Annotated in this window: 14 protein-coding genes; 5 read left to right on the top strand and 9 right to left on the bottom strand. The window is 39.9% G+C overall.

Annotated features, from left to right (window positions below):
* Positions 1-21 precede the first annotated feature (21 nt).
* The 9 genes from TOL5_RS16540 to sdsA all read right to left on the bottom strand — a co-directional run bounded on the left by TOL5_RS16540 (position 22) and on the right by sdsA (position 11888).
* Positions 22-1053, bottom strand: coding sequence for an agmatine deiminase family protein (locus TOL5_RS16540; protein ID WP_121774121.1), 1032 nt, complete (start codon positions 1051-1053; stop codon positions 22-24).
* Positions 1054-1223: 170 nt separating this feature from the next.
* On the bottom strand, positions 1224-1655 hold the full coding sequence (locus TOL5_RS16535; RefSeq protein ID WP_121774113.1) for a YbjQ family protein: 432 nt from the start codon (positions 1653-1655) through the stop codon (positions 1224-1226).
* 9 nt (positions 1656-1664) lie between these two features.
* Positions 1665-2015 (bottom strand): YbjQ family protein, encoded by a 351-nt coding sequence (locus TOL5_RS16530; RefSeq protein WP_004828198.1) that lies wholly within the window; start codon positions 2013-2015, stop codon positions 1665-1667.
* A 111-nt stretch (positions 2016-2126) separates the two neighbouring features.
* Entirely contained in the window at positions 2127-3581 is a 1455-nt protein-coding gene (adeK, locus tag TOL5_RS16525; RefSeq protein ID WP_004828201.1) for a multidrug efflux RND transporter AdeIJK outer membrane channel subunit AdeK, read from the bottom strand.
* A complete protein-coding gene (gene adeJ, locus TOL5_RS16520; protein ID WP_009585584.1) occupies positions 3581-6760 on the bottom strand; it encodes a multidrug efflux RND transporter permease subunit AdeJ in 3180 nt (1059 codons plus the stop codon). Before adeJ ends, adeK begins: the two co-directional genes overlap by 1 nt.
* A gap of 12 nt (positions 6761-6772) precedes the next feature.
* A complete protein-coding gene (locus TOL5_RS16515) occupies positions 6773-8038 on the bottom strand; it encodes an efflux RND transporter periplasmic adaptor subunit (protein ID WP_004828204.1) in 1266 nt (421 codons plus the stop codon).
* A complete protein-coding gene (locus TOL5_RS16510; RefSeq protein WP_100884644.1) occupies positions 8038-8676 on the bottom strand; it encodes a phosphatase PAP2 family protein in 639 nt (212 codons plus the stop codon). The genes TOL5_RS16515 and TOL5_RS16510 overlap by 1 nt, the downstream gene beginning before the upstream one ends.
* A 158-nt stretch (positions 8677-8834) precedes the next feature.
* Complete coding sequence (locus tag TOL5_RS16505; protein ID WP_221260514.1) at positions 8835-10889, bottom strand: site-specific recombinase; 2055 nt, start codon at positions 10887-10889, stop codon at positions 8835-8837.
* Between the two features lie 15 nt (positions 10890-10904).
* Positions 10905-11888: an All-trans-nonaprenyl-diphosphate synthase gene (gene sdsA / locus TOL5_RS16500; RefSeq protein WP_004828209.1), complete on the bottom strand. Its 984-nt coding sequence runs from the start codon at positions 11886-11888 to the stop codon at positions 10905-10907.
* Between the two features lie 419 nt (positions 11889-12307).
* Between sdsA and rplU the strand changes: the two genes are divergently transcribed.
* The 5 genes from rplU to serS all read left to right on the top strand — a co-directional run bounded on the left by rplU (position 12308) and on the right by serS (position 16765).
* Entirely contained in the window at positions 12308-12619 is a 312-nt protein-coding gene (gene rplU / locus TOL5_RS16495; RefSeq protein ID WP_004828211.1) for a 50S ribosomal protein L21, read from the top strand.
* Positions 12620-12638: 19 nt separating this feature from the next.
* Positions 12639-12893, top strand: coding sequence for a 50S ribosomal protein L27 (gene rpmA, locus TOL5_RS16490; RefSeq protein WP_004828213.1), 255 nt, complete (start codon positions 12639-12641; stop codon positions 12891-12893).
* Positions 12894-13123: 230 nt separating this feature from the next.
* A complete protein-coding gene (lolA, locus tag TOL5_RS16485; protein ID WP_121774111.1) occupies positions 13124-13819 on the top strand; it encodes an outer membrane lipoprotein chaperone LolA in 696 nt (231 codons plus the stop codon).
* Positions 13820-14556: 737 nt separating this feature from the next.
* Entirely contained in the window at positions 14557-15384 is an 828-nt protein-coding gene (locus TOL5_RS16480) for an RsiV family protein (protein WP_121774110.1), read from the top strand.
* 109 nt (positions 15385-15493) lie between these two features.
* Positions 15494-16765 carry a serine--tRNA ligase gene (gene serS, locus TOL5_RS16475; RefSeq protein ID WP_004828219.1) on the top strand — a complete coding sequence of 424 codons (1272 nt, stop codon included), beginning with the start codon at positions 15494-15496 and terminating at the stop codon, positions 16763-16765.
* Positions 16766-16818 lie beyond the last annotated feature (53 nt).

Below are 16818 nucleotides of genomic sequence, written 5' to 3'. Positions count from 1 at the left end.
GTCTGTAGTCTTGGTTAAGCGTTAAGGTGCTTTGATTAAAAATTTAGACATCAATTCCGCATTTTTCCCTCTCAACTGCCATGACATACACCGAACACCACCACCCATTTTGCAGACTTGAGCGGATTGAACAGGAATAACGGTTCGTTTGGTCAGTCGGCGAATCTGTTGCAGTGCAACAGCATCCTGTTTGATCCCAAATTGTGGAAAATAAATCCGTTCAGGAGTTACCAGCATATTGGTATATAAGCCACAAGCGGAACCAAATTTTTCATCGTAAATTTGGCTGCCATCATAAGGCGTCACAATCTCATGAATCTTGATATTGGGAATACCTCGTTGCAAATCTGCTTTGAGTTGTTTCGAATAGTCAAGATCTTCTGGATATGAGTTGATGACAACTGTTTCTTTTTCGATAAAGCTGACTACTCCATCTGCATGTTCTAAGCCACCTTGTTCATCTGCTTCAATAAATGCAATATGTTTTGCACCCGTCAGTTGAATTAGTTTTTGCCGTGCAGCAGTTTCAGATAAATGATTATCAGATAAAAATTTAGTGCTGATCACCACATTCCCATAACCATCTTCAACCCAATTACCGCCATCGTTCAGTAATGGAGTTTGGATAAATTGCAGTCCTGCTTTTTGACTATATGCTTTAAAGTCTGCTTGAACATCATCGGAAATGGCTTGAGCTTTTTTGCCTCCACCTTGTCCTGCTGCTGTATAACGAAAAAGAATAGATTGATTGGGATTAGCACTACTAAAATCACGCATCCAAATATCTTGCATTGGCGCTATAGCAACATGCTGTTTTCCCAAAGCTTTGACATAATCTGGATAAAGTTGTTGATCGGTTAAAATAACAACATTGTCACCATGTTGAATAATTTTTTTCGCATAATCGACATGAAAATCAAAAATGTCATCGATGACTTTTGAATAATATTTATCATGGCTTTGTGGTGAGGCAAGTACAATTAATTCTGCTTTTATGCTCAATGGAAGCATGGTGATCAATCCTATGCTAAGTTGCAGTGCTAAATTTTTCATTAAGCCAAGCCGATGTGCATTATTAAAAAGTTGTAGTTTTTTACGACCAAATCTAGGATATAACAGTTGAATCAATCCTGAGATTATCATGATCTGGCTGGCTGAAGTAAATCAAGATCATTCATTTTTGTACAGAACAAAACGAATGATCGATGTTTAAACACATACAATTATTTCGTTGCCGTACCATAAGCAAACACTTCAACCATGCCGCCTTGCATGCCGAGTTCGGTTGTACTTAAACGTAAGCCCATAATATGGGTTGATCCTACATTCTCAGCTTGTTGTTTTAAACGTACAATTGCTTCGCGCCGTGCACGATCAACTACAGTTTCATAAGTGGTTAAACGTCCGCCAAAAAAATTCTGAATTTGTGCAATGATGTATTTAAAGTAATCATGAGAAATGACCACATTACTACTGATCAATTGCCCTTGGCGTTCAGAAGTCTGAAACTTATTGGTATCAATACGAATATGCGCAAGGCGTTGTTCTTTTTCCGCCAATTCCTTTAGATGCTTTTGTTCAATGAATCGCCCGAAGCCCCATCCAATAAAAAATAGAACCAGTGTTAATCCGATTTTAAAAATTAAACCATCCATTTACGTTGCCTAATTTGAAAATGGGTCGGGAAGTTGTGTTTGCTTTGGCTCAACAATTACTGCTGTACCATAAACAAAAAGTTCTGATGCCCCTTGTGCAATATTTGAGGTGGAAAAACGAATCCCCACAATAGCATTGGCACCCAAAGCTTGTGCTTTTTCAATCATTCGATTCATGGCTTCTTGGCGCGATTCTTCTAATAATTCGGTATAGCCTTTCAATTCACCGCCCACAATATTCTTTAAACCAGCCATCAAATCACGACCGACATGCTTGCTTCGAACAGTACTTCCGTAAACCACATCAAGTTGTTGCTTAATATTGTGGGCAGGAACAGTTTCCAAATTGCTTAATTTCATTGTTTTTCAATATTCAATAATGATGATTTGTTTCCAACATAGAAAATTCTGCTCCAAAATGCAATAAAAAAAGCCCACCGAAGTGAGCTTTTATGATCAATTTGATTTTACTTACTTTTTATCGTTTGGATGATATTTCAATTCAGACGAAGAAGCAGGCTGTGCAATTTGATCTGAAGTATTGGCTTTCAGACCACCACCTAAGGTTTTATACACTTCAATTTGATTGTTTAAATTGGCTTGTTCTAAAAGTAACAAACCTTGTTCAGCAGAATATGAAGTACGTTGCGCATCTAATACCGATAAGAAACTGTCAATACCGGCACGGAAACGGGCATTTGAAAGTTTATAGGTCGTATTGGTCGCATCAACTAAACGTTTCTGTGCAGATAGACGATCACCAATATTTTGACGTGTCGCTAAAGCATCATTCACTTCACGGAAAGCAGATTGAACAGATTTTTCATAATCAGACAACGCAATTTGTTGATCTGTTTCTGAAATTTTAATGTTCGCTTTACGAGTACCCCAATCCCATAGTGGAATATCAAGGCTAGGACCTAAAGACCATACGAATGAGCCAGATTTAAACAAATCACTTAAATCTGTCGACGCATAACCCGCGGAACCCGTCAAGCTAATGGTTGGGAATAAACGTGCTTTAGCAGCACCAATATTCGCACCCGCAGCTGAAAGTTTATATTCTGCTGCTTTAACATCAGGACGGTTGTTCAACAAGTCACTTGGCAAGCCAGCAGCAAATGCTGAATTTGTGGTAATACGTGTTACACGTTGTTTAGGCAACAAATTATCAGGAACTGTTTGTCCAACAAGTAAGTTCAACAAGTTTTGAGCTTGAGCAATTTGTGTCTTATAGTTCGCAACATCATTTCGAGCAGTTTCAACGGAGATCTGTGCCTGACGAACAGGAACTTCACTGTCAATACCCACATCAAAACGTTTTTTGTTGAGGTTATAAGAATCGAGTTGAGCTTTGAGTGTTTGGTCAGCCAGTTTAAGTTGTGCTGTCGCAAAAGAATAATTTAACCAAGCCTGTGCGACTTGACCTATTAAGCTGATTTGCGTTGCATCACGTGCACTTGCAGTCGATAGATAAGTATCTAGTGCATTGTCTTTTAAACTTTTTACACGCCCCCAAAAGTCCAACTCATAAGAGGTTACACCTAGACCAACGTTATAACGTGTCTGAGCACCCATGCCTTGGTCTTGACGTAAAACACCGCCACTTGCACCAATCGTAGGTAACTGATTGTTTTCAGTGATTTGATAAGCTTGTTGTGCACGTTGAATATTCAATGTTGCTGTACGTAAATCACGGTTGTTGGCTAAAGCAAGATCGAGCACTTGAAGCAAGCGTTGATCTGCAAAAAACTCTTTATAGCCTTGTGAAGCAATGGACGTACCCGTGCCATTATCAATATAACTCGTAGGTATGTTCGCTTGAGCTACCGGTTCTGGGCCACGCATGCTTTGACAAGCTGTCAAAGCAAGCGCAAGTGCAGATACCGCAATGCTACGACCTGAAATAGACCATACGTTTTGCATCACGATTTATGCTCCTGAATATTTTGATTTTTAGGTTTGTACTTAAAGATACTACGAATCCATACGAAGAATACAGGAATAAAGAAGATACCTAAAAGTGTTGAACTAATCACACCACCCAATACACCATATCCGACTGAGTGTTGGCTACCAGCGCCTGCACCTGTTGACAGAGCAAGAGGGAGTACACCGAAACCAAACGCCAAAGTTGTCATAATGATTGGACGTAAACGCATTTTTGCAGCATGCAAGGTAGCTTCAAACAGCTCTTCGCCTTTTTCTTGCAACTCTTTCGCAAATTCTACAATCAAAATCGCATTCTTCGCAGACAAACCGATGACGGCAATGAGTGCCACTTGGAAGTAAATGTTATTGGAAAGATTTGGATCACCTTTAATGATCATACCGAAATATGTCAATAACACCGCACCCAATACACCTAATGGAACCACAAGTAATACTGAGAATGGAATCGACCAGCTTTCATAGAGTGCTGCAAGACACAAGAATACAATCAATAATGAAAGCGCATACAAGAATGGTGCTTGAGCGCCAGACTCACGTTCTTCTAATGATAAACCTGTCCATTCATAGTCATAACCTGACAAGCCCATAGATGGTAATTTGGCAATGATTTCTTCCATTGCTGCCATCGCATCACCAGAGCTGACGCCAGGGGCAGGCGTACCTTGAATGTTGACTGAAGCAACACCATTGTAACGTTCTAGACGAGGTGAACCATAAGTCCATTTGCCTGTTGCAAAGGCAGAGAATGGAACCATTTCACCTTTGCTATTACGTACATACCATTTGTTTAAGTCCTCAGGCATCATACGAGCATTCGCATCACCTTGGACATAAACTTTCTTCACACGACCACGGTCAACGAAGTCATTGATATAAGAACCACCCCAAGCCATGCTCATGGTTGAGTTGATATCAGCAATGCTTACACCCATCGCACCTGCTTGCGCTTGGTCGATTGTGATTTGATACTGAGGCGTATCTTCTTGACCATTTGGTCGTACACCGACAAGACGTTTGTCTTGTGACGCCATGCCTAAGATCGCATTACGAGCAGCAATCAGTTTGTCATGACCTTGACCACCTGGATCTTTTAACTGCAAGTTAAAACCAGCAGTTACACCTAATTCAGGCATTGCAGGCAATTGCAGTGGCATAACATATGATGCATCTTTGATGATCATGTTGAGTGCCATACCACGTTGAATGACTGCACCAATCTGTTGTTCAGGTGTTGTACGTTCTTCCCAATCTTTCAAACGAATGAAAGCAAGCCCCGCATTTTGACCGACCCCAGTGAAGGAGAAACCAGCCACACTAAATACAGATTTAACCGAATCTTTTTCTTTATTTAAGAAATAGTTGGTCATGGTATCAATGGTTTTACCAGTACGATCCAAGGTTGCATTTGGTGGTAATTGTACCAAGGTCATTACAATACCCTGATCTTCTTCAGGTAAGAATGAAGACGGCATTTTGATAAATACAGTGACCAATACACCAACGACAACAGCATAAATAATTCCTGAGAATATTTTATGGTGAGTCATGCGGTTTACACCATTTTGGTATTTTTCCGCAGTACGATCAAAAGCATTGTTAAACCAACGGAAGAAACGTGCAAAGATGTTATTGCTTTGTTCTTTGTTTGGATCATGCTGTTTCAAAATAGTCGCACACAGTGCAGGCGTAAATGTTAAAGCAACAATTAATGAAAGCACCATCGCAGTCACGAGCGTGATCGAGAATTGTCGATAAATTACACCTGTTGTACCCCCAAAGAATGCCATTGGAACGAATACAGCAGTCAATACTGAGGTAATACCTACCAATGCACCAGAAATCTGTTTCATTGAAAGTTCTGTGGCAGTGACTGGATCTAGATGATCTTCCTGCATGACCCGTTCAACGTTTTCGACCACAACGATGGCATCATCTACCAAGAGACCAATCGCCAGAACCATCGCAAACATGGTCAGTGTATTGATTGAGAATCCAAATAGATTGATGATAGCAAAGGTACCCAACACAACCACTGGAACAGCCATTGTTGGAATAATCGTTGCACGCCAGTTCTGTAAGAACAAGAACATGACAAAGAATACAAGAATAACCGCTTCGATTAAGGTATGAACCACACTTTCAATCGACAGTTGAATAAATGGCGTTGTATCAAATGCCAATTCATCTTTCATGCCAGCAGGGTAGTTCTTACGTAAATCAACCAAACGCGCTTCAACTGCTTTCGCTGTATCTAATGCATTGGCACCCGTCGCAAGTTTAATTGCAACACCGCCAGCAGGTTTACCATTGTACTTCGAGTCAAACTGATAGTTGTCCGCACCTAATTCAACACGAGCAACATCACCTAAACGTACTTGAGCACCGTCACTGGTATTTTTCAAGAAGATGTTTTTAAACTGTTCAGGTGTGGTCAACATGCTTTGCGCATTAACCGTTGCGTTCAGCACTTGCCCATCAACAGATGGCGCACCACCTAATTGACCTACAGCAACCTGTGAGTTTTGTGCACGAATTGCTGCTGCAACATCACTCGGTGTAAGCCCTAAACTGGTTAATTTTGCAGGATCAAGCCAAATACGCATCGCATATGAACCACCAAACACTTGCACTTCACCCACACCCGCCACACGGCTTAATGGTTCTGAAATGTTTGAGTTTACATAGTCCTTAATGTCATTTGCAGAAAGGCTGTCTTGTGTAGAATAGAATGCAAGTACCTGTAAGAAACTTGCGCCAGACTTGGTCACTTTCACACCTTGACGTTGTACATCTTCAGGCAAAAGCGCAGTTGCTGACTGTAATTTGTTTTGTACTTGAACTTGGGCGATATCTGGATCGACACCTTGTTCAAAGTTTAATTGGATTGACGCCTGACCGTTACCCGCACTGTTAGATGAGATGTAACGTAAGCCATCCAAGCCATTCATTTGTTGTTCGATAATCTGTGTAACTGTATTCTCAACAGTTTCAGCAGATGCACCTGGATATGTCGCAGAAATGGTGACAGTCGGTGGTGCAATCGTCGGATATTGTGCAATGGGCATTTTTGTCAGCGTGAGTACACCCGCTAACATAATGACTAATGCAATTACCCATGCAAAAATCGGACGATGAATAAAGAATTGAGCCATTCAGTCTACCCCTTAAGCATGTGAAGTAGATTTTTGTTCACTGTTTTTTTCTTGCTGAGCCGCAGGTTGAGCAGCTGTTGCTGGTTTAGGCGCAGCTTGTCCAGGTTGAGCTTCAGCTTGTGGTTGATAAGGTTTAGCAACCACTTCCTGTTCAGGTTTAACTTTCGCGATACCATCAACAATGACTTTATCACCTGTATTTAAACCTTGAGTGACGATCCAATCTTTGCCATGAACACCTGCAGTTGTGATTGGACGACTTTCAACAGCACCTTTTGCATTGACAATCATTGCAATGGCTTGACCTGTTGGCGTACGTGTAATCGCAGCTTGCGGAACCAAGTAAGCATTTGGAATCACACCCTGTACGATTTGCGCGTTGGCAAACATACCTGGCAATAACAAGTGATTCGGATTTGAGAACACAGCACGTAGGGTCACCGAACCTGTTTCTGGGTTTACACTTGCGTCAGAAAATGCCAGATTTCCTTCGACAGGGTAGTAACTACCATCTTCAAGTTTTAAGCGTACTTTTGTGTTGTTACTGCGATCAATGCTACCTTGACTCAACTGTTGACGTAGACGTAACAACTCAGCACTTGATTGGCTGATGTCTACGTAAATTGGATCAAGTTGTTGAATTGTCACTAAAGCATTCGCCTGATTGGCTGTGACTAAAGCACCAGCAGTAACAGATGAACGACCTGATTGACCAGAAATAGGCGAACGAACAGTTGAATAGCCTAGATCAATTTGTGCATTTTTAACAGTCGCATTTGAAGCAGCAATATCTGCTTCAGCAAGTTTTATTTGAGCAAGTAAGTCATCATATTCTTGTTTAGACACTGCGTTAATGCCAACAAGTTGGCGATAACGATTTGCTTTCACTTGTAATGAATTTAAATTCGCTTGCTGACGTACTAAAGCTGCTTTTGCATTGTCTAAGTTTGCACGGTTAACTCTCGAATCAATCTCGTAAAGAGGTTGACCTTCACGAACAAAACTACCTTCTGTAAACAAACGTTTTAAAATTACACCACTTGTTTGCGGACGAACTTCAGATATTTGATATGCTGAAGTACGACCAGAAAGTTCTACAGTTTGTTCAACGCTTTGTGGTTGAGCAACAATGACACCAACTTCAGTCGGCGGCATTTTTTGGGCAGCACCACCAGCTTCTTGTGCTGATTTAGGATCTTTGCTGCAACCTACAAGTGCAATACTTGTTGCGAGAGCACAAGCAGTAAGGGCAGGAGCCCAAAGCTTTGCCGACATCATTATTCCACCTCGTTTAGATTCTTATCTAAAAATAATTTGTTCTGACTTAACGTTTCTGGTGTCAATATGAACCATAAAATAGCAGCCCATATGAAACCTATACCCCATCCAGTGAGTACATCAGTTGGGAAATGTGCTCCCAGATAAATTCTAGAGACCCCCATGCTTAGAAACCATAAAAAGCCTCCCAAGCCAATCCATTTAACGTGGTGATGCTTTTGAAATATAAACATAATCGAACAATATACAATAGCAGCATAAATACTGTGAGCACTGGGAAATGAAGCACCATAGGTTTGCACCATCTGGTAGATTTCATCAGGTCGTGGGCGATTGACTAGATATTTAATTATCCAACCAATCGCTGAAGCACCAAGTAACCCAATACTGATCATCAGTATGTTTGCATACTGTTTTAGGCGTATGAAATATACATTACATAGCCCTGCAATCACGATCATTGACGGTAAGCCGCCTAGATAGGATAGGCTAAGCGCAATACCATTTAAAAAATCTAAACGGTGTGAACTCATCCATACAACACTTGATAAATCAAATAGTTGCACTTGGTTTATGGTTAAACCAATACTCCCAATAAGTAAACTTATACAGCCAATAAGGAGCAATACATAAGGCATAAAATGACCTAGAGTATAAAAACATGTACGTTAAGTTTATTTAATGCACTGAAGTGTACTCGCCAGTACACTTTTTTTCAAGTGAGTAAAATTAGGTAATTTATACTAATTTCTTTTTGTAAAATATTTGACATTTTGCACAAAAAATAACAAAAAGTTTAGTGATTTAGTTTGTTTTGTGGTGTTGCTTCGTCTTCAAGCTGTAACGGTTGTTTTGGTGGCCAGAAAAAATCAATTGGGCGCGTTGAAAAATGGGTAAATATCAGTTTTGCCAAAGGTTTCCATTGGGAAAAGCGCACTTGCCTTGCTCGGAGTGCAACGATAATTGTTAAAGTAAAACTTACAAATAAGTTGGTTAAACCGATACATAATACACCCAGAAAAGAAACGATAATCAAACCGATATCTGGAGAGCCATTAATCGTCATTAAACCTTGAATAAAGTTTGCAGATGCAAAAGCAATATGGCGAATATCTAAAGGTAAACCTAAGATAAAACCAATGGTTCCCATGCTTCCAAGCATGATACCAAAGAGGAAATTACCTGCCAGTGCACCCAAATTGCGTTCAACATAATTCGCAAATTTATTGAGTCGTTCCTGTCCTAAAAATTTCTTCCATTTGGTGTGAGCTTTCAGGCGTGGTCCGACCTTGCGATAAACCGACATATTGTCGAAATATCCAGCAATTAATCCTGATAAAAACAAACAAACACCGGCAATTGCTGCATGTGGAATGGCAAGTGAGGTAAACGGATTCAAGCTATGCAGTAAAGTCGTGGCTTTGGCATGTGTGAGCAAAGGTTCATCCATTGCCAATTGCCATAAATAGGTGATGAGTGCAGCTGTTGGTATTGCAATCGAAATATTGCCTAAAATCGCAATAAACTGAGTGCGAATAATATTAATAATCAGACCTGCAAGTTCTGCAATTTGTGCCGTTTTTGATCCTTTTTGATGCTGTACTGTCGAGGCAAGTGCTGCAGCAGTCATTGCTGGTTGTTTGGTGGCAACCGTAAAGTGTAAAACATGAATCAGAATAAAACCCAGTGAATAATTCATGCTATACAGAAAAGCATGCATAAAAGGTGCGAGCACTAAACGTGCAGAGAGGATTTTAAGGGTTGCCATTGTGGCAATGATCACACCAGCACCTGCTGCTGCTTGATACATACCCAAGAAGCCTTTTTTATCAGTACTTACGTAATGTTCACCTGTTTTGCTGGCATTTTCTGTAACTTGTAGAGCAATCAATTCACTATTGGTTTTGAGTAAATCACGAACACTCGTTTCACTATAATGCGCATCAACCAAGTCAGTCAGTAGTTCTCCACACAATGCATAACGAATCTGATCATCTTCTACCAACAGATTCAATAATAGTTCTATACGATCCAAACATTGTTCAAGCAGTGACAATAAATAGGTCAAACTTAGACTAACACCAATTCGCTTAATTGCTCGACGAACCTTGAACACCACATCACGACACTGTTCAATCATTACCAAGGCTTGATCTGCATCTGGTGGAACAGTGACAGCATATTGATCCTGATCGCGGTGTTGTTTTTTATAAGCTTCTATAAACTCAACGATTTCACGGTTTTGGACTAAAAATGGAGATTCATATTCCTGTAATTCAGGATAAGCATTGATAAACTCTGGATATAAACCAATACCACTAATACGGTAGGAGAGTACGGTAATCGCTTTAATAATATCGCGTTTAATACCAAGTTTATCATTGCTATAACGATGCCCTTGATTGAGAAGTTGAAATAACTGTTTCCAATGCGCTGAATCAATATTTTCAAGCCAATATTTATCACTGCGTTGATAAAAAACCTTACCGACTAAATCTTTTAGTTCTGTTTCATCAGGTAATAAAGGAAGAAAGTGAGCACCAATACGTTGTCCAAGCTGATTCCAGAAACCATCTAAGGATAATATGCCGCTGTCTGCATATAGCCCGGCTTGTTTGTAATGATTGACTAGCTTGAGTAAGTAACCTTGAAATGCAGAAGATGCATTAGGCGTAATGAGTAGAGATTGAATTAATGAATTGTATTTATTTTCAATTTCTTCTAGGTTACGTGTGTCATTGGGCCTGATCCGTTTGACTAGCTCGATTAAAATATCAGGATTTGGAACAACTTTGGGATCATCAAGTTGTTCCTGCATAAGGAGAAAAAGATCATTAAAATGTATATGCATAGGCCTTGTTAAATTCTATTGAATGCGATGTAAGGCAAGTTGCGCCAAGTTATACAATGCTTGACGGTATTTAGATTCAGGTAAATGACTCAGTGCTTGGATCGCAGCTTGTGTTTCTTCATTTGCACGGCGACTACAATAATCTAAAGCACCAGAAGTTTGAACGATTTGAATCACACGTTCTAAATCTGCTGTCCCGCCAGTTGCAATACTCTTACGAATAATTTCGTGTTCTTCGCCTTGTGTATTCGCTAAAGCAGAGATTAAAGGTAAAGTTGGTTTTCCTTCCATCAAATCATCACCAATATTTTTACCTAATGTTTCAGCGTCAGAGGTATAGTCTAAAATATCATCGATGATTTGGAAGGCATTGCCAAAATGTCCAGCAAAAAGACGGAGTGGCTCACGATATTGAGGTTGACCAGCAAGAATAGCAGCGCCTTCTGTTGCTAATTCAAATAAACGTGAAGTTTTACCGTGAATAATATCTAAATATGTTTGTTCTGTGGTTTCAGGTTGATGTTGTGCCTGAAGTTGTAAAACTTCACCTTCAGCAATTTCACAGGTTCCTGTCGAAAAATCTTTTAACAACACCATATTGTCCAGATCAACCAGCAAGTCAAATGCACGTGAAATCAGGAAGTCACCTACTAAAACTGCCGTTTGGTTATTCCATGTTGCGTTTGCAGTTGGACGACCACGACGCAAACCTGACTCATCAACGACATCATCGTGAACCAATGTTGCCGTGTGCAACATTTCAATAATGGCAGCCAGTTTACGGTAGGGCTCCATTTGCGTGTCTGTTGCACCGCAAGCTTTTGCTGCAAGTAAACACATAATGGGGCGCATACGTTTTCCGCCAGCTTCAACCACATGCTTACTGACCGCCATCACCAAAGCAACTTTTGAGGTAATCCCTTCATTAATAAACTTGTCCATCGCAGCAAAGTCTGTTGCAACAGGAGCGAGAATATCTTGCTTAAAGTCGATGGTCATCGGGTGGGAGCCTCATGCAAATGCGTTATAAGTCGTTAGTGTAACAATGAATATGTCTGAATGTTGCTTTTGGAAGCAGACATCGTGCCTGAATCTTAATGATTTGTTCTTTAATTGTCCAAAAAAACATAAAACATTAAATATTCTGCACGTTGTTGTTTTGAGCTACATAGTAGCGGATTTGTTTTAAAAATCTATTTCAATTTAATAAAAAAATTCACATATTCAAGGGTTAAACCTTAAAAAAAAGTGATTATTGCGATTAATTTGTAGGCAATGTTAATATTTCATGAAAATGACTTGTTGTTTAATTCATTATCACTTAAAATCTTTGCCCTTGTATAACCCCCAGTGGCGTTCGTTTTAAGATCGATATATTCCTTTATCGGCACGACGACACGGGCAAGTTGGAGTACGTTATGTACGCAGTAATCCAAAGCGGTGGTAAACAGCACCGTGTTGTTGAGGGTGAAACCCTTAAAGTTGAATTGTTGAAAGCTGAAACAGGCGCAACGATTACATTTGATGATGTATTAATGGTTGTGAATGGCGAAAGCATTCAAATCGGTGCTCCAGTTGTAGCTGGCGCAAAAGTAACTGCAGAAGTGGTTGGTCACGGTCGTCATGACAAAATCCGTATTATTAAAATGCGTCGTCGTAAGCACTACCGTAAGCAACAAGGTCACCGTCAATGGTTTACCGAGTTGAAAATTACTGCGATCGCAGGTTAATCACTAGGAGTATAGAGACATGGCAACTAAAAAAGCCGGTGGTTCGACTAAAAACGGTCGTGATTCGAACCCTAAAATGTTAGGTGTTAAAATGTACGGTGGTCAAGCTGTGACTGCTGGTAACATTATCGTTCGTCAACGTGGTACAGAATTCCACGCTGGTGCAAACGTAGGTATGGGTCGTGACCATACTTTATTTGCTACTGCTGACGGCGTAATCAAATTTGAAGTGAAAGGTCAATTTGGCCGTCGCTATGTATCTGTTGAAGTGTAAGCTTTAATGGTTCGAAAAAGCCCGCTTAATTGCGGGCTTTTTTATGTTCAATTGTTGCTTAAAATTAAATTTATTCTTCATCATGATGAATGGTTTTCTACATATTGCACTAATAACAATACAAAACTTCTTATTTTCTCAATTATTACTGACATGATTTAGTTTAAGATAGGTCATCTAAATAACATCCTGCATGCAGTTTTATATGCAGACATAGTAAAGGTGAACATATGAATATGCTTCGTAAAACGATGGGTGCAGTAGCCGTAGGTGCAGCTCTGCTTGCGCCAGTCATGAGCACAACAGTTTTTGCAGCGACTGCTGCGTCGGAGCAACAAGCGACAGCAAACCTTGTCAAACAGCTCAGTGGCGTAAAAAGCTTTACTGCTAATTTTGAACAAACCACCAAAGCAACACAAGCGGGTAAAGCTGTACAGAAAAAAGGCTTAACTGCCCAGCATATGAACCAGACCTTTAAAGGGGTGATGAAAGTCGAGCGCCCAGGAAAGTTCTATTGGGAAACAACAACGCCTGCAAAACAGACGATCGTGACTGCTGGACGTACTGTATGGATTTATGATCCTGATCTACAACAAGCCGTTAGACAGAGCTTAGATGAGCAAGTGGCAAATACGCCTGCATTGTTATTAAGTGGAAATACCCAGCAGATTCAAAAAGCGTATCGAATCACTCAGCCAGATGCAGGTAAAACCTATTACACGCTTTATCCGAAGCAAAAAGATGGGGCTTTCCAAAGCTTAACGATTAGTTTTGGGGCTAAAAATGCACCGACACTGATGATCTTACAAGATTCATTGGGGCAAACCACTACTGTACGTTTTAACAACGTCAATGTGAATGCTGCAATTCCTGCTTCAACTTTTAATTTTGTGCCTCCTAAGGGTACAGATATTATTGATCAATAAGCAATTTTTTTTGCAATAAAAAGCAACCTCTGGGTTGCTTTTTTATTTATTCATGCGTGAACAAAGTCAAAATAAATAAGCTGAGTACGATAAAAATCCTTGATGAAAGATGATACAGTCAAACCGCCTGATTATTCATACAAGTGACTTGGATGATTCATTTATTTTGTACTTTTTGAATCATTGATGGTCTTGCTATCGTGAGGCGACATGGATGTCGCCATGTTGAGCGGGGGTAAAGGATGTACCCCTCGCTCAACGAAAGATTTTTGTCACTTTTCATCTCTGAAAAGTTAGGCATCGCCTACGCAAAAGAATTTAAACTTTAGTACTAAAGCGTGGCAGTGCAAGCTTTAGATCATCAAACAATCTATTGATCGCCTTCATTTTATTGATCAGAGCAATGAAACTATATTGATGGTTGCGCTTACGGAGCTTCGCTCCTCATGCCAAAACAAGTATGGCGAACCGCAGGCTGATCCAAAATCGGATGAAAATCCAGAAAAAACCACATAGATTTATTATATTTCAATGAGTTGAAGATTTAATTGCATAGAATTCACGTTAAATAAGCTGTGATGCCCCTTGTAAAGTGAGACCTTAGAAATATATGACTTTTATCTAAGTTGGATTGAGATCAAAAAAATAAAGCGATTTTTCGAGTAAAATATGGGTCATTAACAATTATGAATATTAATTTGAAATTTCTAGTTTTATGATAAAAGAAATCTCTAATTATGCTTTATGACATGGTAACGCAAGTGAATTTAAAAACAGGATTGGTTGTATCAGCACTATTTTCAGTCGTACTGATCGCTACAGGTTGTCAAGAAAAGCCTGCACCTCAGGCAGAGCAAACTGGGACAAGCACTGCAAAATCGACGCAAATTCCATTGATCCAAGCAAAAGTTCAACGTGTTGATGGTATTAAAAAGCAGTTCTGTGATGAAGAGGGCTGTACTCAATACGATTTGCAGACTGTAAAAAGCAATGTACCTTGGATTGATGAGTATTTTCTAAATCGAATTAAAAAAGATGTACCTGGCGCGTTTGAGAAAGACCAAGGTCATGCTTCAGCCGAAAGCGAAGCGCAGACATCTCCAAAAGGGCTCAATCAAAATTCAATTTATGTTCGTTTTATCTCTCAACAAAATAATTTAGCCACTTTTGTGATTCAAACCTATACCTATGCAGCAGGAGCTGCGCATGGAATGTATCATAATGAATATGTGACCTTTGATTTAAGCACACAAAAGCGCTTGGCACTTACCGATATTTTAAAACCGAATGTCGAAGCCAAAGTTGCAGAGCAACTTTATGATGCTAACTCTAATTGGTTGATTCAAAAAGATATTACGCGTGATAAGTTGCAATTGAGCGATAATTATTATTACGGTGTAAATGGAATTGTCTTTGTTTATCCATTGTATGAATTAACCTCTTATGCAGAAGGCATGCCAGAGTTAAAACTACCATATCAAACGGCGAAAGATTTGATTAAACCCGAATACTTACCAAGTTTACCTCAGGTTGAAGCAGAGACAGATAAACCAGCAACATCATAAATATGTTGTAAAATCATACAATTCACAATGCTAACACGCTCTGTCACTGTATTTTTTGCAGTGAAGAGCTTACACTATAGCCAGTTTTTTTCTTAACTTTAGATTGACTATGATCGACCCAAAATTAATCCGAAATAATATCGAGGCAGTTAATTTAGCCTTGGCAAAACGTGGTGTGCAACTGAATGTTGAAGAATGGGCATCACTAGAAGCTCGCCGTAAAGAAATTCAGTCTAGAACTGAAAACTTACAAGCGGAACGTAATTCGGGTGCGAAACAAGTTGGTCAAATCAAAAAATCCGGCGGGGATGCTTCTGAAATCATGGCACGTATGGGTGCGATTGGTGATGAAATCAAAGCAGCTGAAGTAGAATTAAATGAACTTCAGGCTGAGCTTGAAGCAAAATTGATGTCTATTCCAAATTTACCACATGAGTCTGTACCAGAAGGTAAAGATGAAAGTGATAATGTCGAAATCCTGAAATGGGGAACGCCACGTCAATTTGATTTCGAGATTAAAGATCATACTGATCTTGGCGAAATGATGGGCGGCTTAGAGTTTGAAACTGCGACAAAACTGACAGGTACACGTTTTAGTGTGCTCAAAGGTCCTTTGGCGCGTTTACAACGTGCGTTAACCCAATTCATGTTGGATACTCATACGCTTAAAAATGGTTATACAGAAGCTTATGTCCCTTATCTTGTTAATGCTGATTCATTGCGTGGAACAGGGCAATTACCTAAATTTGAAGAAGACTTATTCAAATTACAAGGTGAGAAAGAATACTATTTGATTCCGACGGCTGAGGTTCCTGTAACCAACTTTGTTCGTAATGAAATTATTGATGCTGATCGTTTACCTCTGAAGTATGCAGCACATACACCATGTTTCCGTAGTGAAGCAGGTTCATATGGTCGTGATACTCGTGGTTTGATTCGTCAGCACCAATTTGACAAAGTTGAAATGGTTCAAATCGTTAAGCCTGAAGACTCAATGGATGCTTTGGAAGCGTTGACTGGACATGCCGAAGGTATTTTACAAGCATTGGGCTTACCGTATCGTAAAATCGTTTTATGTGGCGGAGATATGGGCTTTGGGGCATGTAAAACTTATGACTTAGAAGTTTGGGTACCAAGTCAAAACACTTACCGTGAGATCTCTTCTTGTTCAAATATGTGGGACTTCCAAGCACGTCGTATGATGGCTCGTTATCGTGCAGACCAAAAGAAAACTGAACTGGTGCATACCTTGAATGGTTCTGGTTTGGCTGTGGGTCGTACCTTGTTGGCGGTGATGGAAAATTATCAACGTGCGGATGGCTCTATCGAAGTACCAGAAGTATTACGTCCGTACATGGCTGGTGCAACATTCATCGATTAAGCAATGATTTGCTGATCAATGTGTGAGTTATGTGCATAAATATTGCTTAGTAC

The organism is Acinetobacter sp. Tol 5 (assembly GCF_019702905.1).
In the GTDB taxonomy this organism is placed as follows: Bacteria; Pseudomonadota; Gammaproteobacteria; order Pseudomonadales; family Moraxellaceae; genus Acinetobacter; species Acinetobacter bereziniae.
This window is presented reverse-complemented; position numbering and strand designations above follow the sequence as displayed.